23 protein-coding genes are annotated in these 26,649 nt (G+C 72.5%); 14 read left to right on the top strand and 9 right to left on the bottom strand.

Features of this window, described 5'->3' with window-relative positions:
* The first annotated feature begins 242 nt into the window (after nucleotides 1–242).
* Nucleotides 243–1,247 (top strand): substrate-binding domain-containing protein, encoded by a 1,005-nt coding sequence (locus tag ACGF5O_RS15390; protein ID WP_393810368.1) that lies wholly within the window; start codon nucleotides 243–245, stop codon nucleotides 1,245–1,247.
* A gap of 14 nt (nucleotides 1,248–1,261) precedes the next feature.
* Here ACGF5O_RS15390 and ACGF5O_RS15385 read toward each other — a convergent pair whose 3' ends face one another.
* Nucleotides 1,262–2,275 (bottom strand): LacI family DNA-binding transcriptional regulator, encoded by a 1,014-nt coding sequence (locus ACGF5O_RS15385; protein WP_393810367.1) that lies wholly within the window; start codon nucleotides 2,273–2,275, stop codon nucleotides 1,262–1,264.
* A gap of 216 nt (nucleotides 2,276–2,491) precedes the next feature.
* Between ACGF5O_RS15385 and ACGF5O_RS15380 the strand changes: the two genes are divergently transcribed.
* Genes ACGF5O_RS15380 through ACGF5O_RS15365 form a run of 4 tightly spaced genes read left to right on the top strand, consistent with a single transcriptional unit; the run spans nucleotide 2,492 to nucleotide 6,788 of the window.
* A complete protein-coding gene (locus tag ACGF5O_RS15380; RefSeq protein WP_393810366.1) occupies nucleotides 2,492–3,442 on the top strand; it encodes a TIM barrel protein in 951 nt (316 codons plus the stop codon).
* A gap of 11 nt (nucleotides 3,443–3,453) precedes the next feature.
* A complete protein-coding gene (locus ACGF5O_RS15375) occupies nucleotides 3,454–4,878 on the top strand; it encodes a sugar porter family MFS transporter (protein WP_393810365.1) in 1,425 nt (474 codons plus the stop codon).
* 30 nt (nucleotides 4,879–4,908) lie between these two features.
* Nucleotides 4,909–5,925, top strand: a complete 1,017-nt coding sequence (locus tag ACGF5O_RS15370; protein ID WP_393810364.1) for a Gfo/Idh/MocA family oxidoreductase — start codon at nucleotides 4,909–4,911, stop codon at nucleotides 5,923–5,925.
* Nucleotides 5,922–6,788, top strand: coding sequence for a sugar phosphate isomerase/epimerase family protein (locus ACGF5O_RS15365; RefSeq protein WP_393810363.1), 867 nt, complete (start codon nucleotides 5,922–5,924; stop codon nucleotides 6,786–6,788). The genes ACGF5O_RS15370 and ACGF5O_RS15365 overlap by 4 nt, the downstream gene beginning before the upstream one ends.
* A gap of 138 nt (nucleotides 6,789–6,926) precedes the next feature.
* Here the strand turns inward: ACGF5O_RS15365 and ACGF5O_RS15360 are convergent, their stop codons facing one another.
* A complete protein-coding gene (locus ACGF5O_RS15360) occupies nucleotides 6,927–8,891 on the bottom strand; it encodes a BTAD domain-containing putative transcriptional regulator (RefSeq protein ID WP_393810622.1) in 1,965 nt (654 codons plus the stop codon).
* A 72-nt stretch (nucleotides 8,892–8,963) separates the two neighbouring features.
* Between ACGF5O_RS15360 and ACGF5O_RS15355 the strand changes: the two genes are divergently transcribed.
* Nucleotides 8,964–9,866, top strand: a complete 903-nt coding sequence (locus ACGF5O_RS15355; protein WP_393810362.1) for an alpha/beta fold hydrolase — start codon at nucleotides 8,964–8,966, stop codon at nucleotides 9,864–9,866.
* A gap of 83 nt (nucleotides 9,867–9,949) precedes the next feature.
* On the opposite strand, the gene ACGF5O_RS15350 is transcribed toward ACGF5O_RS15355, so the two are convergent.
* A complete protein-coding gene (locus ACGF5O_RS15350; RefSeq protein ID WP_393810361.1) occupies nucleotides 9,950–10,387 on the bottom strand; it encodes a DUF6299 family protein in 438 nt (145 codons plus the stop codon).
* 264 nt (nucleotides 10,388–10,651) lie between these two features.
* On the opposite strand from ACGF5O_RS15350, the gene ACGF5O_RS15345 reads away from it, so the two are divergent.
* The 6 genes from ACGF5O_RS15345 to ACGF5O_RS15320 all read left to right on the top strand — a co-directional run bounded on the left by ACGF5O_RS15345 (nucleotide 10,652) and on the right by ACGF5O_RS15320 (nucleotide 15,298).
* On the top strand, nucleotides 10,652–10,846 hold the full coding sequence (locus ACGF5O_RS15345) for a DUF5999 family protein (protein WP_393810360.1): 195 nt from the start codon (nucleotides 10,652–10,654) through the stop codon (nucleotides 10,844–10,846).
* A 106-nt stretch (nucleotides 10,847–10,952) separates the two neighbouring features.
* Entirely contained in the window at nucleotides 10,953–11,765 is an 813-nt protein-coding gene (locus ACGF5O_RS15340) for a PaaX family transcriptional regulator C-terminal domain-containing protein (protein ID WP_393810359.1), read from the top strand.
* 170 nt (nucleotides 11,766–11,935) lie between these two features.
* Nucleotides 11,936–12,487, top strand: a complete 552-nt coding sequence (gene cysC / locus ACGF5O_RS15335) for an adenylyl-sulfate kinase (protein WP_393810358.1) — start codon at nucleotides 11,936–11,938, stop codon at nucleotides 12,485–12,487.
* Nucleotides 12,484–13,386 (top strand): sulfate adenylyltransferase subunit CysD, encoded by a 903-nt coding sequence (cysD, locus tag ACGF5O_RS15330; RefSeq protein WP_393810357.1) that lies wholly within the window; start codon nucleotides 12,484–12,486, stop codon nucleotides 13,384–13,386. Before cysC ends, cysD begins: the two co-directional genes overlap by 4 nt.
* A 2-nt stretch (nucleotides 13,387–13,388) precedes the next feature.
* The gene (locus ACGF5O_RS15325) at nucleotides 13,389–14,597 is read left to right on the top strand and encodes a sulfate adenylyltransferase subunit 1 (RefSeq protein ID WP_393810356.1); all 1,209 of its coding nucleotides are present in this window, start codon (nucleotides 13,389–13,391) and stop codon (nucleotides 14,595–14,597) included.
* Between the two features lie 251 nt (nucleotides 14,598–14,848).
* Nucleotides 14,849–15,298 (top strand): ATP-binding protein, encoded by a 450-nt coding sequence (locus ACGF5O_RS15320; protein ID WP_393810355.1) that lies wholly within the window; start codon nucleotides 14,849–14,851, stop codon nucleotides 15,296–15,298.
* Here ACGF5O_RS15320 and ACGF5O_RS15315 read toward each other — a convergent pair.
* The 3 genes from ACGF5O_RS15315 to ACGF5O_RS15305 form a co-directional block, all read right to left on the bottom strand.
* A complete protein-coding gene (locus tag ACGF5O_RS15315; RefSeq protein ID WP_393810354.1) occupies nucleotides 15,258–16,694 on the bottom strand; it encodes an amino acid permease in 1,437 nt (478 codons plus the stop codon). The genes ACGF5O_RS15320 and ACGF5O_RS15315 overlap by 41 nt on opposite strands.
* 138 nt (nucleotides 16,695–16,832) lie before the next feature.
* Complete coding sequence (gene argF, locus ACGF5O_RS15310; protein WP_393810353.1) at nucleotides 16,833–17,840, bottom strand: ornithine carbamoyltransferase; 1,008 nt, start codon at nucleotides 17,838–17,840, stop codon at nucleotides 16,833–16,835.
* Nucleotides 17,841–17,979: 139 nt separating this feature from the next.
* On the bottom strand, nucleotides 17,980–19,203 hold the full coding sequence (locus tag ACGF5O_RS15305; protein WP_393810352.1) for an arginine deiminase: 1,224 nt from the start codon (nucleotides 19,201–19,203) through the stop codon (nucleotides 17,980–17,982).
* A gap of 128 nt (nucleotides 19,204–19,331) precedes the next feature.
* Here ACGF5O_RS15305 and ACGF5O_RS15300 point away from each other — a divergent pair, with 128 nt between their 5' ends.
* A complete protein-coding gene (locus ACGF5O_RS15300) occupies nucleotides 19,332–20,498 on the top strand; it encodes an SPFH domain-containing protein (protein WP_393810351.1) in 1,167 nt (388 codons plus the stop codon).
* On the top strand, nucleotides 20,495–21,394 hold the full coding sequence (locus ACGF5O_RS15295; protein ID WP_393810350.1) for a hypothetical protein: 900 nt from the start codon (nucleotides 20,495–20,497) through the stop codon (nucleotides 21,392–21,394). Before ACGF5O_RS15300 ends, ACGF5O_RS15295 begins: the two co-directional genes overlap by 4 nt.
* 82 nt (nucleotides 21,395–21,476) lie before the next feature.
* Here ACGF5O_RS15295 and ACGF5O_RS15290 read toward each other — a convergent pair whose 3' ends face one another.
* The 3 genes from ACGF5O_RS15290 to ACGF5O_RS15280 all read right to left on the bottom strand — a co-directional run bounded on the left by ACGF5O_RS15290 (nucleotide 21,477) and on the right by ACGF5O_RS15280 (nucleotide 26,627).
* Nucleotides 21,477–24,023 (bottom strand): polynucleotide kinase-phosphatase, encoded by a 2,547-nt coding sequence (locus ACGF5O_RS15290; RefSeq protein WP_393810349.1) that lies wholly within the window; start codon nucleotides 24,021–24,023, stop codon nucleotides 21,477–21,479.
* Nucleotides 24,020–25,498: a 3' terminal RNA ribose 2'-O-methyltransferase Hen1 gene (locus tag ACGF5O_RS15285; protein ID WP_393810348.1), complete on the bottom strand. Its 1,479-nt coding sequence runs from the start codon at nucleotides 25,496–25,498 to the stop codon at nucleotides 24,020–24,022. Before ACGF5O_RS15285 ends, ACGF5O_RS15290 begins: the two co-directional genes overlap by 4 nt.
* A gap of 202 nt (nucleotides 25,499–25,700) precedes the next feature.
* Nucleotides 25,701–26,627, bottom strand: a complete 927-nt coding sequence (locus ACGF5O_RS15280; RefSeq protein WP_393810347.1) for a DUF4232 domain-containing protein — start codon at nucleotides 26,625–26,627, stop codon at nucleotides 25,701–25,703.
* Nucleotides 26,628–26,649: the final 22 nt, after the last annotated feature.

The raw sequence follows: 26,649 nt of genomic DNA, 5'->3' as shown, positions 1-26,649 counted from the left end.
AGGGCGCCCCCATAGTACGTGTCACTAGAGCGCGCTAATAAAGCGCTCTAGCATAGCCACAAGCCGTCGGCGGTCGCACCCCTGGCCGTCGGCGAGGAGCTCCTTCCCCACTCCCGTGCGAGGCACCCGGCCGGCCACCGGTGCCGCCCCCACCGCTCGCGCCCTCGGATTCCTTCCCCGTCACTCACCGCTCGTTCCGCTCCGCAGAGCCGACCCAGACCGCACAGCGAGGTGCAAGGGACATGCACAGAAACCACCGAGCCGCCGCCATGGCCGCCGCCGTTCTCGCGGGCGTCCTGCTCGCCGCGGGCTGCTCCAGCAGCTCCGGCGGCAAGAAGTCCGCGGACGGCGGCGCGGCCGCGTCCGCCGGCAAGGCGTCCACGCCCCGCATGACGGTGGCCATGATCACGCACGCCGAGCCCGGCGACACCTTCTGGGACCTGATCCGCAAGGGGGCCGCCGCGGCCGCCGCCAAGGACAACATCAGGCTGGTCTACTCCAGCGACCCCAGCGCCCCCAACCAGGCCAACCTGGTGCAGAACGCGATCGACCAGAAGGTCGACGGCATCGCCCTGACCGCCGCCACGCCCGACGCGCTGAAGTCCGTCGTGGCCAAGGCCAGGGCCGCCGACATCCCGGTCGTCGGCTTCAACTCCGGCGTGGACGACTGGAAGAAGCTCGGGATGCTGGAGTACTTCGGCCAGGACGAGAACATCGCGGGCGAGGCCTTCGGGGAGCGGCTCAACCAGCTCGGCGCCAAGCACGCCCTGTGTGTCGTCCAGTCCCAGGGCCAGGTCGCCCTCGAAGCGCGCTGCGCGGGTCTCGCCAAGGGCTTCAAGGGCAAGACGGAGAAGATCTACGTCAACGGCACCGACATGCCGTCCGCCAAGTCCACCATCACCGCCAAGCTCCAGCAGGACTCCTCGATCGACCAGGTCGTCACGCTCGGCGCCCCCTTCGCGCTGACCGCCGTCCAGTCCGTCAAGGACGCGGGCAGCAAGGCGAAGGTCGCCACCTTCGACCTCAACAAGGACCTGGTCTCCGCCGTCCAGGACGGTTCCGTGGAGTTCGCGGTCGACCAGCAGCCCTACCTCCAGGGCTACCTCGCCGTGGACGCCCTGTGGCTGTACAAGAACAACGGCAACTACAGCGGCGGCGGTGCCGAACCCGTGCTCACCGGGCCCGCGTTCGTCACCAGGGACAACGCCGCCACCATCGCCGGGTTCGCCGCCAACGGCACCCGCTGACGTCCGGTCGGCGGTCAGCGGGCGAGCGGGCCGTCCCCTGCGGGGGGCGGTCCGCTCGTGCCGCGTACCACCAGTTTCGGGTCCAGTACCGCCTCGCGCGGCTCCAGTTCGGGCTCCTCCAGCCGCTCCACGGCGAACCGCACCGCGTACTCGGCCATCAGCCGCGCGTCCTGGCGGACGGTGGTCAGACCGATCGGCATGAGGTGGGAGAGATGGCTGTCGTCGAAGCCGACCACGGAGACGTCGCGCGGGACCTCGACGCCGCCGCGCGTCATCGACATCAACACGCCCATCGCGCACCGGTCGTTGCCCGCCAGCACCGCCGTCGGCAGCGGCAGCCCGCGGTCGCGTTCGGCGAGCAGCAGCCGTCCGGTCTCGATGCCGGACTGCTCGGTGTGCTCACCGGGTACGACCCGGATCTCCGGCTCCAGTCCGTGCCGGCGCATCGCGGCCCGGTAGGAGCGCCGCCGCTCGGCCGAGCCGGGGCCCCGGCCGCCGTCGATGTGCAGGATCCTGCGGTGGCCGAGTTCGACCAGGTAGTCCATGGCCTGCCGGACGCCCTTGCTCTCCGCGCTGTGCACGAAGTCCACCCGGGCCCGTGGCACCCGGCTGCTGACCGACACGGTCACGACACGCCGGCCGAGTTCGTCCAGGTAGCCGGGGTCCGCGTCCGGGCCGAGCAGGATCAGCGCCTCGCAGCGGTGCCCGAGCAGCGCCTCGACCGCCTTCTCCTCGCTGCGGCCCTCGGCGGCGGCCGAGAGCAGCACGTCGTAGCCGAGCCGCTCGGCCTCCGGGTAGATGCCCTCGATGAGGTCGGTGTGGAAGGTCTGGTGGACGGTGAACATCACGCCGAGGGTGCGGCTGCGCCCGCGGGCCAGCAGCCGGGCCGCACTGTCCGGGCGGTAGCCGATCTCGTCGGCGACCCGCAGCACCCGCTCACGCGTCTCCTGGCTGGCCCCCGGCTGGTTGCGGAACACGATCGACACCAGCGCCCGGGAGACACCCGCCCGCTCCGCGACGTCGGCCATCGTCGGCCGCCGCCTGCCCGCCGCATCCACCTGTGCACCCGCCCTTCGCCGGAGCCCACCCTACGGGCTGCCCCCGAACACTCCCGGAAATCCCCCGGCAACAAGGTATTGACATGACATTCGGACAGGGGTCATCGTACTCGCACTAGAGCGCGCTAGTAGAGCGCGACAAAGGTCCGCCTCACGCGGCAGAGCCCCCTCCCCGAAGGACATGCCATGGCAACGGCGCCATCCGCCCTCCGCACCACGGCCGGCAACCTGTGCCTCGGCTCGGCCCCCGACTCCTGGGGCATCTGGTTCCCCGAGGACGAGCACCAGGTGCCGTACACCCGCTTCCTCGACGAGCTGAGGCAGGCCGGCTACGAGTGGTTCGAACTCGGCCCCTACGGCTACCTCCCCACCGACCCGCGGCAGCTCAAGGAGGAACTCGACGCCCGCGGGCTCAAGGTCTCCGGCGGCACCGCGTTCGGCGCGCTGCACCGCCCCGAGGCCTGGGACGAGATGCTCGCCCACGTCCGCCAGGTGGCCACGCTGACCCAGGCCGCCGGCGCCCACCACCTGGTCCTCATCCCGCCCATGTACCGGGACGAGAAGACCGGCGCGTTCACCGAGTCGCCCGAGCTGACCGCCGGGCAGTGGGCGGGCTTCGGCAAGGCCGCCGACCGGCTGGGCCGGCTGCTCCTCGACGAGTACGACGTGCGCCTCGTCGTCCACCCGCACGCCGACAGCCACATCCAGACCCAGCCGGAGATCGAGCGGCTGCTCGACGAGTCCGACGGCCGCTACACGAACCTGTGCCTGGACACCGGTCACGTGGCCTACGGCGGTGGTGACAACGTCGACCTGATCCGCCGCTTCGGCGAGCGCGTCGGCTACGTCCACGTCAAGCAGATGGACCCGGCGGTCCTCGCCCAGGTCGCGGCCGAGGACCTCGGCTTCGGCGAGGCCGTGAAGCGGGGCGTGTGCGTCTCGCCGCCGGCCGGGGTGCCGGACCCCGCCGACGTGATCGCCGAACTGGCCGGTCTCGACGCCGAACTGTTCGTGATCGTCGAGCAGGACCTGTACCCGTGCGCCCCCGAGGTGCCGCTGCCCATCGCCACCGGCACCCGCGAGTACCTGAACGGCCACGGGCTGTCCGGTACCCGGCGCCCCGCCCTCGACGGGTGAGGAGGCGGCCCATGAACGTCGGCGACGACACGCTCCGGGCCACCGCCCCCGGCACCGACCGGCCCTCCCCCGCGGTCTCCCGGCGGCTGCGGGTCATCACGGTCATCGCCACCTTCGGCGGTCTGCTCTTCGGCTACGACACCGGCGTCATCAACGGCGCCCTGCCCTACATGAGCAAGGACCTCGGGCTGAACTCGGTCACCGAGGGCATGGTCACCAGCTCGCTGCTGCTGGGCGCCGCGCTCGGCGCGGTGGCCGGCGGCCGGCTGTCGGACGCGCGGGGCCGCCGCCGTACGATCCTCACCCTCGCGGTGCTGTTCTTCGTCGGCGCGCTGGGCGCCACTCTCGCCCCGACCACCGCGTTCATGATCGTCGCCCGCTTCGTGCTCGGCCTCGCGGTCGGCGGCGCGTCGGTGACCGTGCCGGTGTACCTGGCGGAGATCTCGCCCGCCGAGCGGCGCGGTGCGCTGGTCACCCGCAACGAACTGATGATCGTCAGCGGTCAGTTGCTGGCCTTCACCTCCAACGCGGTGATCGCGCACGTCGGCAGCGAGAGCGGCGGCATCTGGCGCTGGATGCTGGTGATCGCCACCGTCCCGGCCGTGGTGCTGTGGTTCGGCATGCTGGTGATGCCGGAGAGCCCGCGCTGGCTCGCTTCCCGGACCCGGTTCGGCGAGGCGCTGGAAGTCCTGAAGCAGGTCCGCTCCCAGCAGCGCGCCGAGGCCGAGCTGGCCGAGGTGTCCGCGCTCGCGGTGAAGGAGGAGCAGGCGAAGCTCGGCGGCTGGCAGGACATGAGGGCCACGCCGTGGCTGCGCAAGCTGATGTTCGTGGGCTTCGGCATCGCGATCGTCCAGCAGATCACCGGCGTCAACACGATCATGTACTACGGCACCCAGATCCTCTCCGACGCCGGCTTCGCCTCGGACACCGCGCTGACCGCGAACATCGCCAACGGCGTCATCTCGGTCCTCGCCACGTTCGTGGGCATCTGGCTCCTGGGGCGCGTCAACCGCCGGCCCATGCTGATGACCGGCCAGCTCGGCACCACCCTCGCCCTGCTCCTCATCGGCGTCTTCTCCCTGCTGCTGCCGGCCGGCGACGGCCGGGCCTACGCCGTGCTCGCGATGACCGTCACCTTCCTCGCCTTCCAGCAGGGCGCGATCTCGCCGGTGACCTGGCTGATGCTCTCCGAGATCTTCCCGATGCGGATGCGCGGCTTCGGGATGGGCGTCGCGGCCGTGGTGCTGTGGCTGACCAACTTCGTGATCGGCCTGGTCTTCCCGTCGCTGGTCTCCGCCATCGGGATCTCCAACACCTTCTTCCTCTTCGTCGTGGCGGGGATCTTCTCGCTCGCCTTCGTGAAGCTCTACGTCCCCGAGACCAAGGGCCGCACCCTCGAAACCCTCGAAGCCGAACTCCGGGCCCGCTTCTCCTGACCTCCCGAACGACCCCCTGAAGGGACGACCATGACCGTACGTGTAGGCGTCATCGGCGCCGGCTGGATCGGCAACGAGCACATCCAGCGCCTCACCCACACCGTCACCGGGGCCCGGGTCACCGCGGTCACCGACATCGACCCGGCCCGCGCCGCCGGTGCCGCGGAGCCGGTAGGCGCACGGGTGCTGCCCGACGGCGCGGCCGTGGTCGCGGCGGACGACGTGGACGCCGTACTCGTCACCTCCTGGGGCCCCACCCACGCCGAGCACGTGCTGAACGCGATCGCCGCCGGAAAGCCGGTCTTCTGCGAGAAGCCCCTCGCGACGACCGCGGAGGACTGCCTGCGCATCGTCGAGGCCGAACAGGCACACGGCCGCCACCTGGTCCAGGTCGGCTTCATGCGCCGCTACGACACCGGCTACCGGCAGCTCAAGCAGGTCATCGACGCCGGCCGGATCGGCGAGCCGCTGATGGTGCACTGCGCCCACCGCAACCCGACCGTCCCGGAGTCCTACACCTCGGCGATGGCCGCGCTGGACACGGCGGTGCACGAGGTCGACGTGCTGCGCTGGCTCCTCGACGACGAGATCGTCTCCACCCAGGTGATCACCCCACGCGCGACGAGCAAGCGGTTCGCGCACCTGAAGGACCCGCAGATCATGCTCTTCGAGACCGCCAAGGGCGCCCGCATCGACCTGGAGGTCTTCGTCAACTGCCGGTACGGCTACGACATCCAGTGCGAGGCGGTGGGCGAGGAGGGCCTGGTCCGGCTGCCCGACCCGGCCGCGGTCGGCGTCCGTACCGCCGGACAGCACAGCACCGAGGTCCTCACCGACTGGGTGGGCCGCTTCCGCGACGCCTTCGACACCGAGTTCCGCGAGTGGACCGCCGGCCTCGCGGCCGGCAACGAGCCCACCGGTCCCTCGGCCTGGGACGGCTACGCCGCCACCGTCATCACCGCCGCGACCGTCGAGGCCCTGGAGTCGGGCACCGTCGTCGCCACCGACCTCAAGCCCCGCCCGGCCTTCTACGGAGGCACCGCGTGAAGATCGCCCTCGACCCGTACATGTTCCGCGCCCTGCCGATCGACGACATGGTGCGCACGGTCGCCGAACTCGGCTACGAGTACATCGAGTTGTCGCCACGCGACGACTTCATGCCGTTCTTCCTGCACCCGCGCGCGGACGACGACCGGATCGCGGAACTGAAGAACTCCCTGCGCACGCACGGGGTGAAGCTGTCCTCGGTGCTGCCGCTGTACAAGTGGTCGTCGCCGGACGAGACGGAGCGGCAGGCGGCCGTCCGCTACTGGAAGCGGATGATCGAGATCACGGCGGACCTCGGATGTCCGCTGATGAACAGCGAGTTCAACGGCCGCCCCGAGCGGGCCGCGGAGAGCGAGGCGGCCTTCTGGCGCTCCCTGGAGGAACTCCTCCCCCTCTTCGAGCGCGAGGGCATCGCCCTCAACCTGGAGGCCCACCCGGACGACTTCTGCGAGGAGAACACCCCCGCGGTCGACCTGGTCCGCGCGATCAACAAGCCGTGGGTGAACTACCTGTACTGCGCCCCGCACTCCTTCCACCTGTCGGGCGCGGACCCGACGGCGGACATCGCGGCGATGATGCGGTACGCCGGTGACAGGCTCCGGCACGTGCACATCGCGGACTCCTTCAACCACAAGGGTTCCAGCGGCCTGCGCTACATCCTCAACCCGCCCGGCACCACGGCCCGTATCCACCAGCACCTGGACGTCGGCCAGGGCGAGGTCGACTGGGACGCGTTCTTCGGCACGCTGCGGGAGCTGGGCTTCGACGGGGTCGCCACCGCGTGTGTCTTCGCGTGGGAGGAACGGGCGCGGGAGTCCTCGGCGTTCATGCTGGACCGCATCAGGAAGGAGCTGGTGGCGTAGCGCTCCCGCGATATGCCGTCAGTCGGCTGCGGCGGCGTCGTGGCTGGTCGCGCCCACGCGGCGGCAGCCGCACATCAAATACAGCCCCGCGCCCCTTTCGGGGCGCTGCCGAACCGCGGTGAACTTCGCGGGGCCCGCTCAGCCGAGAGCCTCCTCGATCGCCGTCAGCCAGACGTCGACCGGACCGGCCGTAAGAAAGCCGCTGCCCGCGCCGGCGAGTTGGCCCGCGGCCGGGCGGAGGGCCGCCAGGCAGCGGCGCAGGGCCGGGCGGTCGTCGAGGGCCAGGGCGACGGCTGCCGCGATGCACCACAGGGCCTCCTGCACGAGGTCGGCGGGCGGCTCGGGCAGCTCGCGCAGGGCGGCGCGGGCTGTCCTCTCGTCGGCGGCGGCGAGGGCGAGGGCGGGGCGGAGCCAGGGGAGGTACGGTCCCCAGTCGGCGGCCGGGTCGACGGCGTCCCGGATGCCGTACGGCCGTCCGGCCAGGTGGAGGCAGAGCAGCGCGAGGGGAAGCAGCCCGTCGCGCACACCGGGCATGCCGGGCCCGTCGAGGAGCCGGCCGGCCTCGCGGTAGGCGGCCTCGGCTCCGCCCCCGCCGTGCGCGGCGAGGCGCAGCGCCCGGTATCCCGTCGTGAACGCCCCTGCCAGTGGCAGTTCATGACGCTCCGCCAGCCGGTCGGCCGCCGCGGCGTGTTCGTCGGCCGTCGTGAAGTCGGCGAGGGCGGCCCGGGCCTGGGTCCTGATCAGGTGGCCGAGCACCTCGTAGGTGACCAGGCCGTGCCGGGCGGCGAGGGCGACCAGTTCGGTGCCGACGGCGTCGCGGCGCGGGGCGAGGCCGGTGCGGGCGCAGGACTGCATGAAGACACCGTTGAGGGCGAAGGCGAGCAGCGCAGGGTCGTCCAGGCGGCGGGCGAGGCGTTCGGCCTCGGCGGCGGCAGCCGCGGCGCGGCCGGACCTGGTGCCGCGTGTCTCCAGGGCGACGGTGGCGAGCAGCCGGCAACGGGCCGCGTCCTGGGCCGGGGTGGCGGGGAGGAGGACGAGGGCCCGTTCGGCGGCCCGGACGATGCGGCGGGCGGCCGTCTCGTCGTCGGACCGGGGCCAGACCGCGGGGACGTCGTAGGCGCCGATGACCCGGGCGGTGAGTTCCGGGTCGCCGGACTCCTCGGCCGCGGTGATCGCCGCGAGCCGGTGTTCGCGGGCGGCGGCCAGTCCGCCGGAGCCGGTCACCGCGAGCGTGCGCAGCAGCCCGACGGTCGATTCCAGCCGGACCCGGGCACCGGCGGCGACGTTGCGGTCGTACGCCTCGGCCGCCCGGGACCAGACCCGGGCCGCGCCGGTTTCCCGGGCGGCGGGGGCGTCCAGGCCGGGGTCCTGGGCGAGTACGTCGGCCTCCAGGCGGCGCAGCGCCCGGCCCGGGTCGACGCCCAGCCGCCCGGCGAGGGTCGCGCGGGCCCGGCGCAGCACCGCGAGGGCGTCGCCCTGGCGGCCGGTCCGGTAGAGGGCGAGCGCCAGCAGCCGCCAGGCCTCCTCGCGCCACGGGTGGCCGGTGAGGTGGGCGTCCAGGTCGGGCACCGCCTCGGCCGCCCGGTCCGCCGCCAGCAGCGCCTCGGCCCGCTGCTCCACGGCCCGCAGCCGCAGCTCGGCGAGGCGGGCCCGCTCGCCCCCGCACCACCGCTCGTCCGCGAACTCGGCGTAGGCGGGTCCCCGCCACAGCTCCAGCGCCTCCCGCAGCAGGTGCGCGGCGCGTGCGGGCTCCTCCTGCGCGGCGGCCTCCACGGCCTGCTCGAACCGCCAGGCGTCGACCGTCTCGGCGCGCAGGGCGTAGCCGGGGCCGTCGGTGACGAGGAGCCGGGCGGGGGCGCGGGGCGGCCGGTCGGGTTCGAGGATCCGCCGCAGGTCGCCCACGAAGGTGCGGATCGCGCCGACGGCGGCGGGCGGCGGCTCCTCCCAGAGGTCGGCGACCAGCCGGGCGACGGGCACCACGCGCCGGCGGGCGACGAGCAGCCGGGCCAGTACGGCGCGGTGCCGGGGGCCCTTCAGGGCGAGCGGGAGGCCGGCCCGCCCGGCCGTCACGGGCCCGAGCACCCCGAAGGCGACCTGGTCGATCCTCACCCGCCCACCGTACGTGCCGCACACGCTGCTGATCGGCTGCTGATCCGGGCGCGGGAGCCTCGGCACATGAACATCCCCGGTACGGACATCCCCCGTACGCACATCCCCGGTTTCCGGCAGCACCGCGTCCCGGTCGCGGACGGCGTCGCCCTGCACGCGGCCGTCGGCGGCACCGGCAGCCCGGTGGTCCTGCTGCACGGTTTCCCCCAGACCCACCTGATGTGGCGGCACGTGGCCGCCGGCCTCGCGGACGCACACACCGTGATCTGTCCCGACCTGCGCGGCTACGGCGCCAGCGACAGACCGGCCGACGCGGACGGGACGGCGTACGCGAAGCGGACCATGGCCGCCGACGTCGTGGCGCTCGCCCGGGCCCTCGGACACGAGCGGTTCGCGCTGGCCGGGCACGACCGGGGCGCGCTGGTCGCCTTCCGGGCCGGGCTCGACCATCCGGACGCGGTCACGCACCTGGCGCTGCTGGACGTGCTGCCCACCCTGGACATGTGGGAGGTGCTGCACGGCGCCACGGCCGCCGTCGCCTTCCATCTGTACCTGATGGCGCAACCGCCCGGTCTGCCCGAGGAGTTGATCGGCGCGGCCCCGGACCTGTTCTTCGGCCACTTCCTCGACCTGTGGACGCGTGACCCCGGGGCGATCCCGGCCGGCGTCCGCGCCGCCTATCTCGCGGCCTGCCGGGCGGCGGTGCCCTCGATCGTGGCCGACTACCGGGCCTCGGCCGGCGTCGACACCGAGCACGACCGGGCCGACCGGGCAGCGGGGAACGTGCTGCGCATGCCGGTGACCGTCCTCCAGCAGGACTGGGGCGCCGCCCTCGGCTACGACGCGGCCGCGCTGTGGCGGGCGTGGGCACCGGACCTGGAGCACCGCACGGTGGACTGCGGGCACTTCATGGCGGAGGAGGCGCCGGACGAGGTGGGGGCTGCGCTGCGGAAGCTGCTGGCCCGCTGACGGAGGCTCGCCACGGCCGGCGACGGCCGGCGACGGCCGGCGGTCCGGCACCGCCGGGGCGCCGGACCGCCCGGAGGCGCGGCTCAGGCCTTGGCGAGGGTGATGTCCTGCCGGCCGACGGCGTGGATGGAGGGCAGCGGCAGGCCGCCCGTGTTGCGCAGCTCCAGGATCGTGGCCTCGACGTTGGCCGCGCCGGGCTTCAGCTTCTCCCCGGTGATCTCGCCGGTGTTCTCCCAGTGGTGCTCGGTGCCGTCGCATACGGCCTGGCTGCCGCCGATGCCGTGCCGGAAGTTCGGGGAGTCCTGGCTGAGCGAGGAGCTGATGAACACCGGTCCGGTGGCGTCGGTGCAGGTGTAGGTGCCGGACAGGGTGACGGTGCCGTCGGCGGCGAGACGGCCCGTGGTGTCGACGGTGACGGCCTCGGTGGGGGCGCTCGCCGGGGCGGCGGTCGCGGGGGCGACGGCGCCGCAGAGCAGGGCGGCGGAACCGAGGGCCGCGGCGAGGGCGGGGCGTACAGGCATGGTTTCCTTCCCGGAAAACGGGGTGGGGGGTACGCCCTGGATACCGGGCGACCGGGCCCGGGAGCGTGACCGTCACCCCTTCGGTGGCGCGTCCCACGGCGGTGTCCGTGTCCCGGCGGCGCGGCGACCGTCGTGACGGCGTCCGAAGGTTGTCCGCGTGTTGTCACAGGTCGCGGCAGGAGGTTCCCCGGCGTTCACGGCAGGAGCATGGTCTGGTCATGCCGGTCGGCGACCGTGCCGGAGGCAGACCCGTGGAGGTGCGCCATGTGTTCCCACCAGTCCCCCAGCGCGACGGCCGACCGCGGCCTGGCGCACATCGTCGCCGCCCGCCCCGAGCAGGGCTGGACCCTGCTGTGCGACGGGGCGATCGTCTTCGACGACACCGGCGAGCTGCACGCCGACGGCAGCGTGGTCCCGCCGCACCGCGGCCCGGCCGACCGCCTCGTCGCCGCCGCCTGAGCAGGCCCCCGGCAACCGGCGCGCGGCATCCGGGACGGGCCCCGGAGCCCTGACTCTCATTCAGCCGTGCACCGAAGGTGACCAGCAGTGATGCCGGGGACCTAAAATGATCAACGTGCCCGAGCAACACGCCCCGCGGTCCCTCATCGTCACGCTCTACGGCGCGTACGGCCGCTTCCTGCCCGGCCCGGTGCCCGTCGCCGAGCTGATCAGACTGCTGGCCGCCGTGGGCGTGGACGCCCCGTCCGTACGTTCGTCGGTGTCCCGGCTGAAACGGCGCGGGCTGCTGGCACCGGCCAGAACCGCGCAGGGCGCCGCCGGGTACGAGCTCTCCGCGGAGGCACGGCAGCTGCTCGACGACGGCGACCGCCGGGTGTACGCCTGCGCACCGCCGCAGGACGAGGGCTGGGTGCTCGCGGTGTTCTCGGTGCCCGAGTCGGAGCGGCAGAAGCGGCACGTGCTCCGCTCGCGGCTGGCCGGGCTCGGCTTCGGCACGGCCGCGCCGGGCGTGTGGATCGCCCCGGCCCGGCTGTTCGAGGAGACCAGGCACACCCTGTCCCGGCTCGGCCTCGACCCGTACGTGGACTTCTTCCGCGGCGACCACCTGGGCTTCCAGCCCACCACCGAGGCGGTCGCGCGCTGGTGGGACCTGACGGCGATCGCCAAGGCCCACGAGCAGTTCCTCGACGCCCACGAGCCGGTGCTGCGCGCCTGGGAGCACCGCGCCGACACCCCGCCCGAGGATGCCTACCGCGACTATCTCCGCGCCCTCGACACCTGGCGCCACCTGCCGTACACCGACCCCGGGCTGCCGACGGACCTGCTGCCGGCCGACTGGCCCGGCACCCGCTCGGCGGCCGTCTTCCAGGCGCTGCACGAACGGCTGCGGGAGGCCGGGGGCGCCTTCGCCGGTCTGTGAACGGGCCGCCCTTTGTGAAATGTTCATTGCAGGAGGCTGTGACCTCTTGCGTACCAGGAGTCACTCAGCCAAACCTCAGGTTCCTTAACCACTCCTCTCAGACTTCTTACCTACTCTTCGACGGGTCGTACGCGAGTTCGCCGAGAAGGTAAGGAAGAGGTCTGTTGCGCATGACCACCACGCCAAGGGCTCAGGGAGCCACGGTCTGGCTGACGGGGCTGCCGAGCGCGGGCAAGACGACGATCGCCCGCCTCCTCGGTGACCGGCTCAAGGCCGAGGGACATCGCGTGGAGGTCCTCGACGGCGACGAGATACGCCGCTTCCTCTCGGCCGGCCTCGGCTTCTCCCGGGCGGACCGCAACACGAACGTGCAGCGCATCGGCCTGGTCTCCGAGGTGCTCGCGCGCAACGGCGTGCTCTCCGTCGTCCCGGTCATCGCCCCCTACGCCGACAGCCGCGAGGCGGTCCGCAACCGGCACGAGAAGAGCGGGACGCCGTACCTGGAGGTCCATGTGGCGACCCCCGTCGAGGTGTGCAGCGAGCGGGACGTGAAGGGCCTGTACGCCAGGCAGGCCGCGGGTCAGCTGACCGGGCTGACCGGCATCGACGACCCCTACGAGCCGCCCGTCGACCCGGCGCTGGTGCTGCACACCCAGAAGCAGACCCCGCAGGAGTCGGCGGACGCGGTGCACGCGCTGCTGGCGGAGCGGGGGCTGGCATGAGCACCTTCACGCTGTCGCACCTGGACGCGCTGGAGTCCGAGGCGGTCCACATCTTCCGCGAGGTGGCGGGCGAGTTCGAACGGCCGGTGATCCTGTTCTCCGGCGGCAAGGACTCCATCGTCATGCTCCACCTGGCGCTGAAGGCGTTCGCCCCCGCCGCGATCCCCTTCTCGCTGCTGCATGTGGACACCGGACACAACTTCTCCGAGGTCCTGGAGTACCGCGACCGTGTGGTCGCCGCACATGGGCTGCGCCTCCATGTGGCCTCCGTACAGGACTACATCGACCGCGGTGTGCTCCGCGAACGTCCCGACGGCACCCGCAACCCGCTCCAGACCCTCCCCCTCACCGAGAAGATCCAGAGCGAGAAGTTCGACGCCGTCTTCGGCGGCGGCCGCCGGGACGAGGAGAAGGCCCGCGCCAAGGAACGCGTCTTCTCCCTGCGCGACGAGTTCTCCCAGTGGGACCCCCGCCGCCAGCGCCCCGAACTCTGGAACCTGTACAACGGCCGGCACGCCCCCGGCGAACACGTCCGCGTCTTCCCCCTGTCCAACTGGACCGAACTCGACGTCTGGCAGTACATCGCCCGCGAGGAGATCGAACTCCCGCAGATCTACTACGCCCACCACCGCGAGGTCTTCATGCGCGGCGGGATGTGGCTGACGGCCGGCGAGTGGGGCGGGCCGCGGGAGAACGAGACCGTCGAGAAGCGGCGGGTCCGCTACCGGACCGTCGGTGACATGTCCTGCACGGGCGCGGTCGACTCCGACGCCGACAGCATCGAGAAGGTGATCGCCGAGATCGCCGCCTCCCGGCTCACCGAGCGCGGCGCCACGCGTGCCGACGACAAGCTCTCCGAGGCCGCGATGGAAGACCGCAAGCGCGAGGGGTACTTCTAAGCATGAGCACGACCATCGACACCCTGCGGTTCGCGACCGCCGGCTCGGTCGACGACGGCAAGTCCACCCTGGTCGGACGGCTGCTGCACGACTCCAAGTCGGTCCTCACCGACCAGCTGGAGGCCGTGGAGCGCGCGTCCGCCTCGCGCGGCCAGGACGCCCCGGACCTCGCCCTGCTGACCGACGGTCTGCGGGCCGAGCGCGAGCAGGGCATCACCATCGACGTGGCGTACCGCTACTTCGCCACCCCGAAGCGCCGGTTCATCCTCGCCGACACCCCGGGCCACGTGCAGTACACCCGCAACATGGTCACCGGCGCGTCCACCGCCGAACTGGCGATCATCCTGGTCGACGCCCGCAACGGGGTGGTCGAGCAGACCCGGCGGCACGCAGCCGTGGCCGCCCTGCTGCGCGTCCCGCACGTCGTCCTCGCCGTCAACAAGATGGACCTGGTCGGCTACGAGCGCGCCGAGTTCGAGCGGATCGTCGCCGACTTCACCGCCCAGACCGCCGAACTGGGGCTCCCCGAGGTCACCGCGATCCCGGTCTCGGCGCTGGTGGGCGACAACGTCGTCGACCGTTCCGCGCACATGGACTGGTACGGCGGCCCGGCGCTCCTGGAGTTCCTGGAGAACGTCCCGGTGGCCGCGGACGCCGCCGACGCCCCGGCCCGCTTCCCGGTCCAGTACGTCATCCGGCACGGCGACGTGCGTCACTACGCAGGCCAGCTGGTCTCGGGCTCACTGCGGGTCGGCGACCGGGTCACCGTCCACCCGTCCGGCGAGACCTCGGAGATCGCGGCGATCGACGTGCTCGGGGCCGGCGCCCGGGCGGCCCATGCCCCGCAGTCCATCGGGGTGCGGCTGGCCGACCAGCGGGACGTGTCCCGCGGTGACATGATCACCGCCGGTCCGGAGGCGCCGGTGCTCACCCAGAACGTGACGGCGGCCGTGTGTCATCTGGCCGACCGGCCGCTCCGGGTCGGCGACCGGGTACTGCTCAAGCACGCCACCCGGACCGTCAAGGCGATCGTCCGGGACCTGGGGGGCGCGACCTCGCTGACCGCCAACGACCTGGGCCGGATCACCCTGCGCAGCGCCGAGCCGCTGCCGCTGGACGCCTACGCGGTCTCCCGCCGTACCGGCGCGTTCATCCTGATCGACCCGGCGGACGGCGCGACGCTGACCGCGGGAATGGTCGAGTTCGGCTGATCCCCCCCATCCCTCCTGCGACGGAAGAGCCCCCGGATTCCGGGGGCTCTTCCGTATGTACCGCGTCACAAGGTCACGGCGCGTCAATAACGCGGTAACAGCGGAGCCGGATGTGCGAGACGGGCCCCCGGGCGGGGTAAGCCACCCGTTACCGGGACGAAGGTCCCGTCAGGGGGGCGCCGACAGCGTCCGGGACGGGACCCGTACCATTCCTACAGTTGAAAGCAGGACAAGCAGTGATCGCCTGCGCCATGAACGGAATCGCCGTGTACGAACCACCTTCCGCCGCCTCCTGGCGTATCGCGCTGCCGCACACCGTCGCGGCCGTGCCGGTCGCCCGTGCCCTGGTGCGCTCGGCGATGGAGGAGGCCGAGCACGCGCCCGACGCCGACACCGCCGAACTGCTCACGGCGGAACTGGTCGCCAACGCCGTGGAGCACACCGCCGGCAAGGGGCCGATAGAGCTGGTCGTCGAGATGGTGCCGGGGGGCTGCAGGGTCGAGGTGCACGACCCGGACCCGGCGCCGCCCGGCCATCTCACCCGTCCGGTGATCGAGGAGCCCGACCCCATGCAGGAGGGCGGGCGCGGCCTGCTGCTGATCCGCGCCCTCAGCTCGTCCTGCGGGCACCGCCCCACCGAGTCCGGCAAGGCGGTGTGGTTCAGGCTTCCTGTAGTACCGCGTCAGTGGCGTCCGGCGTAGCGACCGCCGAAGCGGCCAGCCTGGAGTTCCGGCGCCCGTAGCCGACGTAGACCAGCAGGCCCACGGCCAGGAAGACGGCGAACTGGAGCCAGGTCGTCCAGCCCGTCTCGTACATCAGGTAGAGACAGAAGCCCACGCCCAGCAGCGGGGCGACCGGGTAGAGCGGCACCCGGAAGGTGCGGGCGAGGGACGGTTCGCGGCGGCGCAGGGCGATCACCGCGATGTTCACCACGGCCATGATCGCGAGGGTGCCGATGGTGCACAGGTTCATCACCGCGTCCAGCGAGGCGAAGGCCGCCGGAAGCGCGAAGACGGCCGCGACGATCAGGGTGCCGGCCACCGGGGTGGCGGTCTTCGGGGAGACCTTCTCGAAGACGCGCGGGATCAGGCCGTCCCGGGACATGGACATGAGGATGCGGGTCTGGCCGTACATCACCGCGAGGACGACCGAGGCGATGGCGACGACCGCGCCGAAGGCGATCACACCGCCGCCGATGGTGGAACCGGTGACCTGGTTCACGACGTAGGAGAGGGCGGCGGGGCGGCCCGCGACCTGACCGCCGCCGATGGCGCCGATCGCGGCCAGCGCGACCGCGCAGTACAGCAGCGTGACCACGCCCATGCAGACCAGGATCGCGACCGGGATGTCCCGGCGCGGGTTCTTGGCCTCCTCGCCGGCCGTGGTGATCGCGTCGAAGCCGATGTAGGAGAAGAACGCGGCGGTGGTGCCCGCGCCGATGCCGCCGAGCCCGGCCGGCGAGAACGGGACGAGGTTGCCGTCCTTGAACGCGCTGAAGCCGATCGCGCAGAACGCGACCAGGACGACCAGCTTCACGGCCGCCATCGCGGCGGTCGCCCGGGCGCTCTCCCGGACCCCGCGCACCAGCAGGACGGCGGCCATCGCGATGACGATCACGGCGGGGAGGTTCACGGTCCCGCCGTCGCCGGGGCCCGCGGACAGGTCGTGCGGGAGCTGCAGGCCGGTGAGGCTGTGCAGCAGCTCGTTGACGTACTGGCTCCAGCCGACCGCGACGGCCGAGATCGAGATGCCGTACTCCAGGAGCAGGCACCAGCCGACCAGGAACGCGGTGGACTCGCCGAGTCCGGCGTAGGCGAAGGAGTACGACGATCCGGAGACCGGGATCGCGCCGCCCAGCTCGGCGAAGGAGAGGGCGGTGAAGACGCAGGTGACCGCGGCGAGCACGAAGGAGACGGCGACGGCGGGACCGGCCTGGGCGACCGAGTCGGAGAGGCCGACGAAGATGCCGGTGCCGACGATCGCGCCGATGCCGAAGCAGATCAGCTGGAAGAGGCCCATGGTGCGGCGGAGGCCGTGGCCCTCCCGGTCGGCGCCGGATTCGGCCACCAGGAGGTGCGGGGACTTGATGCGGGGCATGCGGGTGGTGCTCGTTTCTGGTGGTGCGGGTGCGATCCGGGGTCGGTCGCGGCGGCGGCTCCGGCGAGGGGTGGTGCCGGGCCGCCGCACAGCATAGGGGCAATGAAGAGGGCTGGTCGGGCGCCGGTCGGGCGCCGGTCAGGCGAGGGTGGCCACCAGGACCGCCTTGATGGTGTGCATCCGGTTCTCGGCCTCGTCGAAGACGACCGAGTGCTCGGACTCGAACACCTCGTCGGTGACTTCCAGTTCGGTCAGCCCGTGCCGCTCGTGGATCTCGCGGCCGACGACGGTACCGAGGTCGTGGAAGGCCGGCAGGCAGTGCAGGAACTTGACGTCGGCGTTGCCGGTGGCGCGCAGCACGTCCATGGTGACGGCGTAGGGCCCGAGCAGCGCGATGCGCTCGTCCCAGACCTCCTTGGGCTCGCCCATCGACACCCAGACGTCGGTGGCGACGAAGTCCGCGCCGCGCACGCCCTCCTTCACGTCCTCGGTGAGCGTGATCCGGGCGCCGGACGCGCCGGCGAGCTGCTGGGCCAGCTCGACGATGGTGTCGTCCGGCCACAGCAGGCGGGGCGCGACGATCCGGACGTCCATGCCGAGCAGGGCGCCGGTGACGAGGTAGGAGTTGCCCATGTTGTAACGGGCGTCGCCGAGGTAGGCGAAGGCGATCCCGGTGAGCGGCTTGTCGCTGTGCTCGGTCATGGTGAGCACGTCGGCGAGCATCTGGGTGGGGTGCCACTCGTCGGTGAGCCCGTTGTAGACGGGCACCCCGGCGAACGCGGCCAGCTCCTCGACGACGCCCTGGCCGTGCCCGCGGTACTCGATGGCGTCGTACATCCGGCCGAGAACCCGGGCGGTGTCCTTCACCGACTCCTTGTGCCCGAGCTGCGAACCGGCCGGGTCGAGGTAGGTGGTGGCGGCGCCCTGGTCGGCGGCGGCGACCTCGAAGGCGCAGCGGGTGCGGGTGGAGGTCTTCGCGAAGACCAGCGCGATGTTCTTCCCGCGCAGGTACCGCGTCTCGGTCCCGGCCTTCTTGGCCGCCTTCAGCTCGGCGGCCAGCTCGACCAGCCCGCGGAACTCCTCCTGGGTGAAGTCCAGCTCCTTGAGGAAGTGGCGGCCGGCGAGGGCGGTCGGGACAGTCGCCATGGGGCGCTCCAGCGGTCGGGTCGGCTTCGGGGACCTTGGAAGTCTATACGATGTTCCACATTTCTATACAGGCACCGGTGGGGGTCCGGCCGGGGCGGGCTCAGTGGTATGTCACATGTCGCATGTCACGCGTCACGCGTCACACGGCATCCCGCTCCACCGGGCAGCTCATGCACCGCGGCCCACCCCTCCCCCGCCCCAGTTCGCTGCCCGGGATCTCGATCACCTCGATGCCCTGCTTGCGCAGGTGGGTGTTGGTGGTGGAGTTGCGTTCGTAGGCGACGACGACGCCGGGTTCGACGGCGAGGACGTTGCAGCCGTCGTCCCACTGCTCGCGTTCGGCCGCGTGCACGTCCTGGGTGGCGGTCAGGACGCGGATCTCGCTGAGGCCGAGGGCGGCGGCGATGGCCCGGTGCATGTGCTCCGGCGGATGGTCGGTGACCTTGAGCTCCTTCTCGCCGGTGCCCGGTTCGATGGTGTACGAGCGGAGCATGCCGAGGCCCGCGTACTGGGTGAAGGTGTCGCCGTCGACCATGGTCATCACGGTGTCGAGATGCATGAAGGCGCGCCGCTTCGGCATGTCGAGCGCGACGATGGTCCGCGCCGAGCCGGCCGCGAACAGCTTGTGCGCGAGCATCTCGACGGCCTGCGGGGTGGTGCGTTCGCTCATGCCGATCAGGACCGCGCCGTTGCCGATCACCAGGACGTCGCCGCCCTCGATGGTGGAGGGGTAGGCGGCCTGCCCCTCCGACCACACATGGAACGTTTCGCCGCGGAAGAGCGGGTGGTGCCGGTAGATCGCCTCGAAGTGCACGGTCTCGCGCTGCCGGGCGGGCCAGCGCATGGCGTTGATGGAGACACCGTCGTAGACCCAGGCGGAGGTGTCGCGGGTGAAGAGGTGGTTGGGGAGCGGTTCGAGGAGGAAGTCGTCGAGGTCCATGGCGTGGAAGCGGACCGAGGTGGGCTCCGCGTGCGCGTCCAGGAACTCCCGTTTGGTCATGCCGCCGACCAGCGCCTCGGCGAGTTCGGCCGCCGGGAGTTTCTCGAAGGCGGCGCGCAGGTGGTCGGTGGCGAGCGGGCCGTACTCCTTCTCGTCGAAGACGCGGTCCAGGACGAGGGTGCGGGCGGCCTCGATCGCCAGTGCCTCTTCGAGCAGGTCGCCGAAGAGATGGACGGCGACCCCGCGGTCGCGCAGCACGTCGGCGAACCCGTCGTGCTCGGCCCGGGCCCGGCGCACCCAGAGGACGTCGTCGAAGAGGAGGGCGTCCTTGTTGCTCGGGGTGAGCCTTTTGAGCTCCAGATCCGGCCGGTGCAGGATGACGCGGCGCAGCCGCCCGGCCTCGGAGTCGACGTGGAATCCCATGTCTCCATCCTGACCATCGGCGACCGTCTTCACCCCCTGCTCGACCGAATCTTGTTCTCGTCCTCTTGACGACAAACAGCGTCCAAGATTATGGTCATCATGACTCTTAAAGCGAGGGGGCGGATCCGATGGCCGACATCACCCGACGCCTGGGCTGGCGCCATCTGCGCGGCGCGCCGACGGCGCACGTCAGACACCACCGGGGCGACAAGCTGCTGCACGACGGGCCGGGGCTCAGCTTCTGGTACCGCGCGCTCACCGCGGCGATCTCCGAGATCCCGGTCGACGACCGTGAACTGGCGATGACGTTCCACGCCCGTACGGCCGACTTCCAGGACGTGGCGGTCCAGGCGACCGTCACCTACCGCGTCGGCGACCCGGCCGTCGCGGCGGCCCGGCTGGACTTCTCCATCGACCCGGACACCGGGGTCTGGCGCGGCACCCCGCTCGAACAGCTGGGCACCCTGCTCACGGAGACGGCCCAGCAGCACGCGCTGGACGCGCTGGCCCGCACCCCGCTGGCGGAGACGCTGGTGGACGGGGTCGCGGTGGTCCGGGAGCGGATCGCGGCCGGCCTGGCGGCGGAACCGCGGCTGCCCGCGACCGGCATCGAGGTGGTGGCCGTCCGCGTGATGGCGCTGCGGCCGGAGCCCGAGGTGGAGCGCGCGCTGCGCACCCCGGCCCGGGAGCAGATCCAGCAGGAGGCCGACCGGGCGACGTACGAGCGGCGCGCGGTGGCCGTCGAGCGGGAGCGGGCGATTGCCGAGAACGAGCTGGCGAGCCAGATCGAACTGGCCCGCCGCGAGGAGCAGCTGGTCGAGCAGCGGGGCACCAACGCGCGGCGCGAAGCGGAGGAGCTCGCGGCGGCGGACGCGGTGCGCGCGCAGGCGGAGGCGACCCGGACGGTCAAGCTGGCGGAGGCGGAGGCGGCCAAGTCCGTGCGGCTGGCGGAGGCGGAAGCGGCCAGGTCCGTGACGCTTGCGGACGCCGAGGCGGCACGCACGGTACGGCTGGCGGAGGCGGAGGCGGCCAGGTCGGCGAAGCTGGGCGAGGCGGAGGCGGCCCGGGCGGTCACCCTGGCGCGGGCCGAGGCCGTAGGGGCGCGGGAGGTCGGCGAGGCGCGGGCCGCGGCGCAGGCGGCCTGGCTGCGGGTGCACGGCGAGGCGGACGTGGCCACGCTGCACGCCCTCACCGGTGCCCGGCTCGCCGAGAACCTGCCGCGCATCGACAGCGTGACCGTGTCGCCGGACGTGCTGACCGGGCTCCTCGCCAAGCTGGGCGGGGAGCGGGAATGAGCCTCGCGCCGCGGGCCGTGCTGGTCCACCGGACCACGGAGTACGAGGAGTTGGTGGCCCGGCACGGCACGCACGGCCAGGCCGCCTTCTTCCTCGCCTCCCGGGGCCGGGACGTGGCCGAGGTCGCCGAACGCCACCGGCGCACCCGGCGGGCGCTCACCGAGGTGACCTCGGCGGTGCCGCTGGCCTGGCGCCAGGCCCGGGTCGAGCGGGCCGACCTGGACCGCTTCCTGTTCGCGCCCGAGGACGTGGTCGTGGTGGTCGGCCAGGACGGGCTGGTGGCGAACGTCGCCAAGTACCTGGACGGCCAGCCGGTGATCGGCGTCGACACCGACCCCGGCCGCAACCCGGGGGTCCTGGTACGGCACCGCCCGGAGCAGGCGCCCGTCCTGCTGGCCTCGGTGGGCGCCACGGCCACGGGCGCCGACGAGCTGACGATGGTCGAGGCGGTCGCCGACGACACCCAGCGGCTCGTGGCGCTCAACGAGATCTACCTCGGTACCGCCGGTCATCAGACCGCCCGATACCGCCTGGGCCTCGAGAACGACGGGGGTGTCGTCGAGGCCCAGGCCTCCTCCGGGGTGCTGGTGGGCACCGGCACCGGGGCCACCGGCTGGCTGCGCTCGGTGTGGCAGGAGCGCGGCGCCCGGCTCCCGCTGCCCGCCCCCACGGAGGACCGCCTCCTCTGGTTCGTCCGGGAGGCCTGGCCCTCACCGGCGACCGGGACCTCCCTCGTCGCCGGCGAGCTGACGGCCTCGGCGTCCCTGACCCTCACGGTCGAGTCGGACCGCCTCATCGCCTTCGGCGACGGCATCGAGACCGACGCCCTCGAGCTGACCTGGGGGCAGACGGTCCGGGTGGGGGCGTGCGGGCGGCGGTTGCGGCTGGTCGGCTGACCGGCCGTCCGCAGCCGCCGCGGGTCAGCCGACCGGCCACAGGTGACGACCGCGGCTCACCGCCGCGGGTCACGGCCGTGGGTCACAACCGTGGGTCCACCGGCTCCGACTCCAGGGCCAGGATCCCGAAGACCGCCTCGTGCACGCGCCACAGCGGCTCGCCGTCCGCGAGGCGGTCCAGGGCTTCCAGGCCGAGGGCGTACTCGCGGATGGCCAGGGAGCGCTTGTGGTTGAGGAAGCGGCCCCGCAGGCGGGTGAGGTTGTCGGGGCGGGTGTACTCGGGGCCGTAGATGATCCGGAGGTACTCGCGGCCCCGGCACTTGATGCCGGGCTGGACGAGTCGGCCCTGTGGGTCGCGGACCACCGCGGCGGCCGGTTTGACGACCATGCCCTCGCCGCCCCGGCCGGTCATCTCCAGCCACCAGTCGACGCCTGCCCGCACCGACTCCGGGTCGCCGGTGTCGACGTGCAGGCGGCGGGTGGTCTGGAGCAGGCCGGTGGGGTCGTGCTCGACCAGCCGGTCCAGGAGGGCGAGCTGCTCGTCGTGCGGGAGGGCGGCGAGGCTGCGGCCCTGGACGGCGAGGATCTGGAAGGGGGCCAGGCGCACCCCGTCCAGGCCCTCGGTGGTCCAGCAGTAGCGGCGGTAGGCGTCCGTGAACGCGGCCGCGTCGGCGGCGCGTTCGCGCTGCCGGGTCAGCAGATCGGTCACCTGCACGTCCCGGGCCGCCGCGCGCTCCAGGGCCGCAAGCGCGCCCGGGAAGACCGCGCCGGAGGCGGCGCCGACGGCCGCGTACTGGGTGCGCAGCAGGCCGGAGGCCTTGAGCGACCAGGGCAGCAGTTCGGCGTCCAACAGGAGCCAGTCGGTGGCGAGTTCGTCCCAGAGGCCGGCCGCGTCGACGGAGCCGCGGATGCGGCCGAGGATCTCCTCGGTGACCGACTCGTCGGAGAAGAACGGGCGTCCGGTGCGGGTGTACAGGGAGCCGGTCGGGCCGGGGGCGACACCGAAGCGCTTGTGGGCGACCTCCGCGTCCCGGCACACCAGCGCCACCGCCCGCGAGCCCATGTGCTTCTCCTCGCACACCACCCGGGCGACCCCGTCCGCGGCGTACTGGGCGAAGGCCTCCGCCGGGTGCTCCAGGTAGCCGTCCATGTGCGAGGTGGCGGTCGGGGCCATGGTCGGCGGGAGGTAGGGCAGCAGGCGCGGGTCGATCGCGAAGCGGCTCATCACCTCCAGGGCGGCCGCCGCGTTGTCCTCGCGGACCGCGATCCGGCCCTGGTGCCGGGTCTCGACGACCCGGCGCCCGTGGACGTCCGCCAGGTCCAGCGGGCGTCCGTCCTGGCCGCCGGGCGCCTCGGTGAGCAGCGGGCGGGCCGGCTCGTACCAGACCCGCTCGGCGGGTACGTCGACCAGCTCCCGCTCCGGCCAGCGCAGCGCGGTGAGCCTGCCGCCGAAGACGGCGCCGGTGTCCAGGCAGATGGTGTTGTTGAGCCAGGTGGCCTCCGGGACCGGGGTGTGGCCGTAGACGACGGCGGCCCGGCCCCGGTAGTCCTCGGCCCACGGGTAGCGCACGGGCAGGCCGAACTCGTCGGTCTCGCCGGTGGTGTCGCCGTACAGGGCGTGCGAGCGGACCCGGCCGGAGGTGCGGCCGTGGTACTTCTCGGGCAGCCCGGCGTGGCAGACGACCAGCTTTCCGCCGTCGAGGACGTAGTGGCTGACCAGTCCGTCGATGAACTCCCGTACCTGCGCCTTGAACTCCTCGCTCTCGCCGTCCATCTGCTCGACGGTCTCGGCGAGTCCGTGGGTGTGCTGGACCTTGCGGCCCTTGAGATAACGGCCGTACTTGTTCTCGTGGTTGCCGGGGACGCACAGGGCGTTGCCCGAGCCGACCATCGACATCACCCGGCGCAGCACGCCGGGGCTGTCCGGGCCGCGGTCGACGAGGTCGCCGACGAAGACGGCCGTACGGCCCTCCGGGTGGACGCCGTCCCGGTAACCCAACTCGGTCAGCAGGGACTCCAGTTCGCTGGCGCAGCCGTGGATGTCGCCGACAATGTCGAAGGGGCCGGTGAGGTGGGTCAGGTCGTTGAACCGCTTCTCGGTGACGACGGTCGCCGACTCGATCTCCTCGACGCCGCGCAGGATGTGCACCTTGCGGAAACCCTCGCGCTCCAAGTGCCGTACGGAGCGGCGGAGTTCGCGGATGTGGCGCTGGATGACCCGGCGGGGCATGTCGGCCCGGTCGGTGCGGCTCGCGTTGCGTTCGGCGCACACCTCCTCGGGCACGTCGAGGACGACGGCGATGGGCAGCACGTCGTACTGCCTGGCGAGGTCGACCAGCTGGCGCCGGGACTCCTGCTGCACGCTGGTCGCGTCGACGACCGTGCGGCGGCCGGCTGCGAGCCGCTTGCCGGCGATGTAGTGCAGGACGTCGAAGGCGTCCTTGGTCGCGCTCTGGTCGTTCTCGTCGTCGGAGACCAGACCGCGGCAGAAGTCGGAGGAGATGACCTCGGTCGGCTTGAAGTGGCGCCGGGCGAAGGTGGACTTGCCGGAGCCGGAGGCGCCCACGAGGACGACCAGGGAGAGGTCGGTGACGGCGAGGACCCGTCCGGTGCGCTGTGTCTCGGTCATGCCGCCTTCGCCTCCTTCGCGACGCCTGCGGGAACTGTGCTCATTTCGAAAACGGCCATCTGGGTGGGTGGGCCGACCTCGGGGTCGTCCGGGCCGACAGGGGTGAACTCGACGTCGTAGCCGTGGAGTTCGGCGACCCGGTGGGCCCAGGCGCGGAACTCCTCGCGGGTCCACTCGAAGCGGTGGTCGCCGTGCCGGGTGTGGCCGGCGGGGAGGGTCTCCCAGCGGACGTTGTACTCGACGTTCGGGGTGGTGACGAGGACCGTGCGCGGGCGGGCGGCGCCGAACACGGCGTACTCCAGGGCGGGCAGCCGCGGCAGGTCGAGGTGCTCGACGACCTCGCTGAGCACGGCCGCGTCGTACCCCTTGAGCCGCTTGTCGGTGTAGGCGAGCGAGCCCTGGAGGAGGCTGACACGGGCCGCCTGCCGCTCCCCCATGCGGTCCAGCTTGAGCCGCCGGGAGGCGATGGTGAGCGCCCGCATCGACACGTCGACGCCGACGATCTCCGTGAAGGACGGGTCCTTCAGCAGCTCCTGCACCAACTGGCCCTGCCCGCAGCCGAGGTCGAGGACCCGGGCGGCGCCGGAGCGCCTGAGCGCGTCGAGGATCGCGTCCCGGCGCTGCACGGCGAGCGGGGTCGGCTTCTCCTCGGTCTCCGTCTCCTCCTCGACCGCGTTGTCGATCTCCTCGACCCCGCTGTCGTCGGACTCGGCGAGCCGCACCAGTTCCAGCCGCTCCATCGCCTGCCGGGTCAGGGACCAGCGGCGGGACAGGTAGCGGCTGGTGATGAGCTTCTGCTCGGGGTGACCGGGCAGCCAGCCCTCGCCGGCGCGCAGCAGCTTGTCGACCTCCTCGGAGGAGACCCAGTAGTGCTTGGCGTCGTCGAGGACGGGCAGCAGGACGTAGAGGTGGCGCAGCGCCTCGGAGAGGGTCAGCGCCTCGGACTCCAGGACCAGGCCGACGTACCGCGACTCGCCCCACTCCGGGAACTCGGCGTCCAGGGCGACCGGTTCGGCGGTCACCGTCCAGCCGAGCGGCTCGAACAGGTGCCGTACGAGGTCGGGGCCGCCGCGGGCGGGCAGCGCGGGTACCTCCACGCGCAACGGCCGTGCCTGCGCGGGGGCTTCGGGGCGGGCCCTGCAGACGCCGCGCATCGCGCTGGAGAAGACGTTGCCGATCGCCACGGCGAGCAGCGAGGAGGCCGCGTACGGGCGGTCGTTGACGTACTGCGCGAGCGCCGCGTCGGGGGCTCCGCCGCGTCCCTTGCCCTTGCCGCGCCGGACCAGCGCCACCGCGTCCACTTCCAGGAGCAGCGCCGCCGTGCAGCGCCCGGCATCCGCCTCGGGGTAGAAGACGTGCGCGATGCCGTGCGAGGTGGTGAAGGTCTGGGCGTTGTCGGGGTGCTTGTGCAGCAGGAACCCGAGGTCGGTCGCGGGACGTTCGGGGGTGCCGGTGGTGGTGATCGTCAGGAACACGGTGGATCGCCTCGAAAAGGATCAGGGAAGGGTGCGAATGCGCTGGTCGCGCGCTTGTTCGCGGTTCCAACGTACCTAGGTTCGCGGGGTGGGTGCGCGGAATTTCCGGCCGGCACGTACCGCGATGTGCTGTCGGTCGGCTGCGGCGCCGTGGCTGGTCGCGCAGTTCCCCGCGCCCCTTACGGGGCGCTGCCGGCCCCGCTCAGCCGTCGGCGCGTTTCCAGGCGCCGACCGCGAGCTTTCCCGTGGTGCCGAGGTCCAGGCCGGGGGTGACCGTCACCGGCGCGGCGCCGGGCTTCGCCAGGACGCGGACGTAGGGCACGTTCACGGCGGTGCCCGCCAGGGTCGTGTTGCGCCAGATCAGGCCGGAGAGGGCGGCCTCGCCGTGCTTCAGGACCAGCGGGCTCGGCGGGTCGTCGAAGCCGGTTCCCATGGCGATGGCGGCGCCGCCGTGCAGGATGCGGATGCCGTCGACGGGTTCGCGGTCGTCGTCCAGCAGGCTCAGCGACGGGTAGCCGTCGAGCGTGTAGTCCCGCTTCCCGCAGTTCTCCAGGTGGAGTCCGACGACCCGCAGGCCCATCGCGGCGTCGCCGGCGTCGGCCCACAGCCGCACCCCGGAGGCGGGGCAGGCGCCCGTCTCGGTCGGTGCCTCGTCGGCGGGGACCTTGGTCACCTCGGCCACCTTCACCCGGGTCACCGAGGATGCGCCGGGGGCGAGCACGCCCAGTTCGACGGTGCCGGCGGTGCTGCGGCCCGCCCGGACCCCGGGCACGGTCACCTTCTTGTTGCCCATGACCTCGCCGGTGTCCGTGGTGAAGGCGAAGAGCACGGTGTAGGTCATGGCCTCGTCGCCGTCGTTGCCGACCTGGTAGGCGGCGGAGATGCCGGAGTCGCCGGGCAGCGGGTCCGCGTGCACCGAGCCCAGAGTGGCGGACGGGGTCGGGGAGGCGGCGGGGATGGTGACCGAGGTGATCCGGACGCCGTCCACCGGGGGGTCGGTGACGGTGGCGCGGGGTGTCGGGACGGCCGCGCCGACTCCGCCGCCGGTGGCCGGATGCTCCGTGCCGCAGGCCGTGGCCAGGAGGAGGGCGGCGGCAGGGACGAGGAGACGAGGGCGGGGTCTGCGCATCCGGCCACCTCATCAGGGCGGA

Origin of the sequence: Streptomyces sp. NPDC048291 (assembly GCF_043201715.1) — a bacterium.
Classification (GTDB): domain Bacteria; phylum Actinomycetota; class Actinomycetes; order Streptomycetales; family Streptomycetaceae; genus Streptomyces.
The sequence above is the reverse complement of the archived record's forward strand: the minus strand, read 5'-3'. Positions and strand labels throughout refer to the sequence as shown.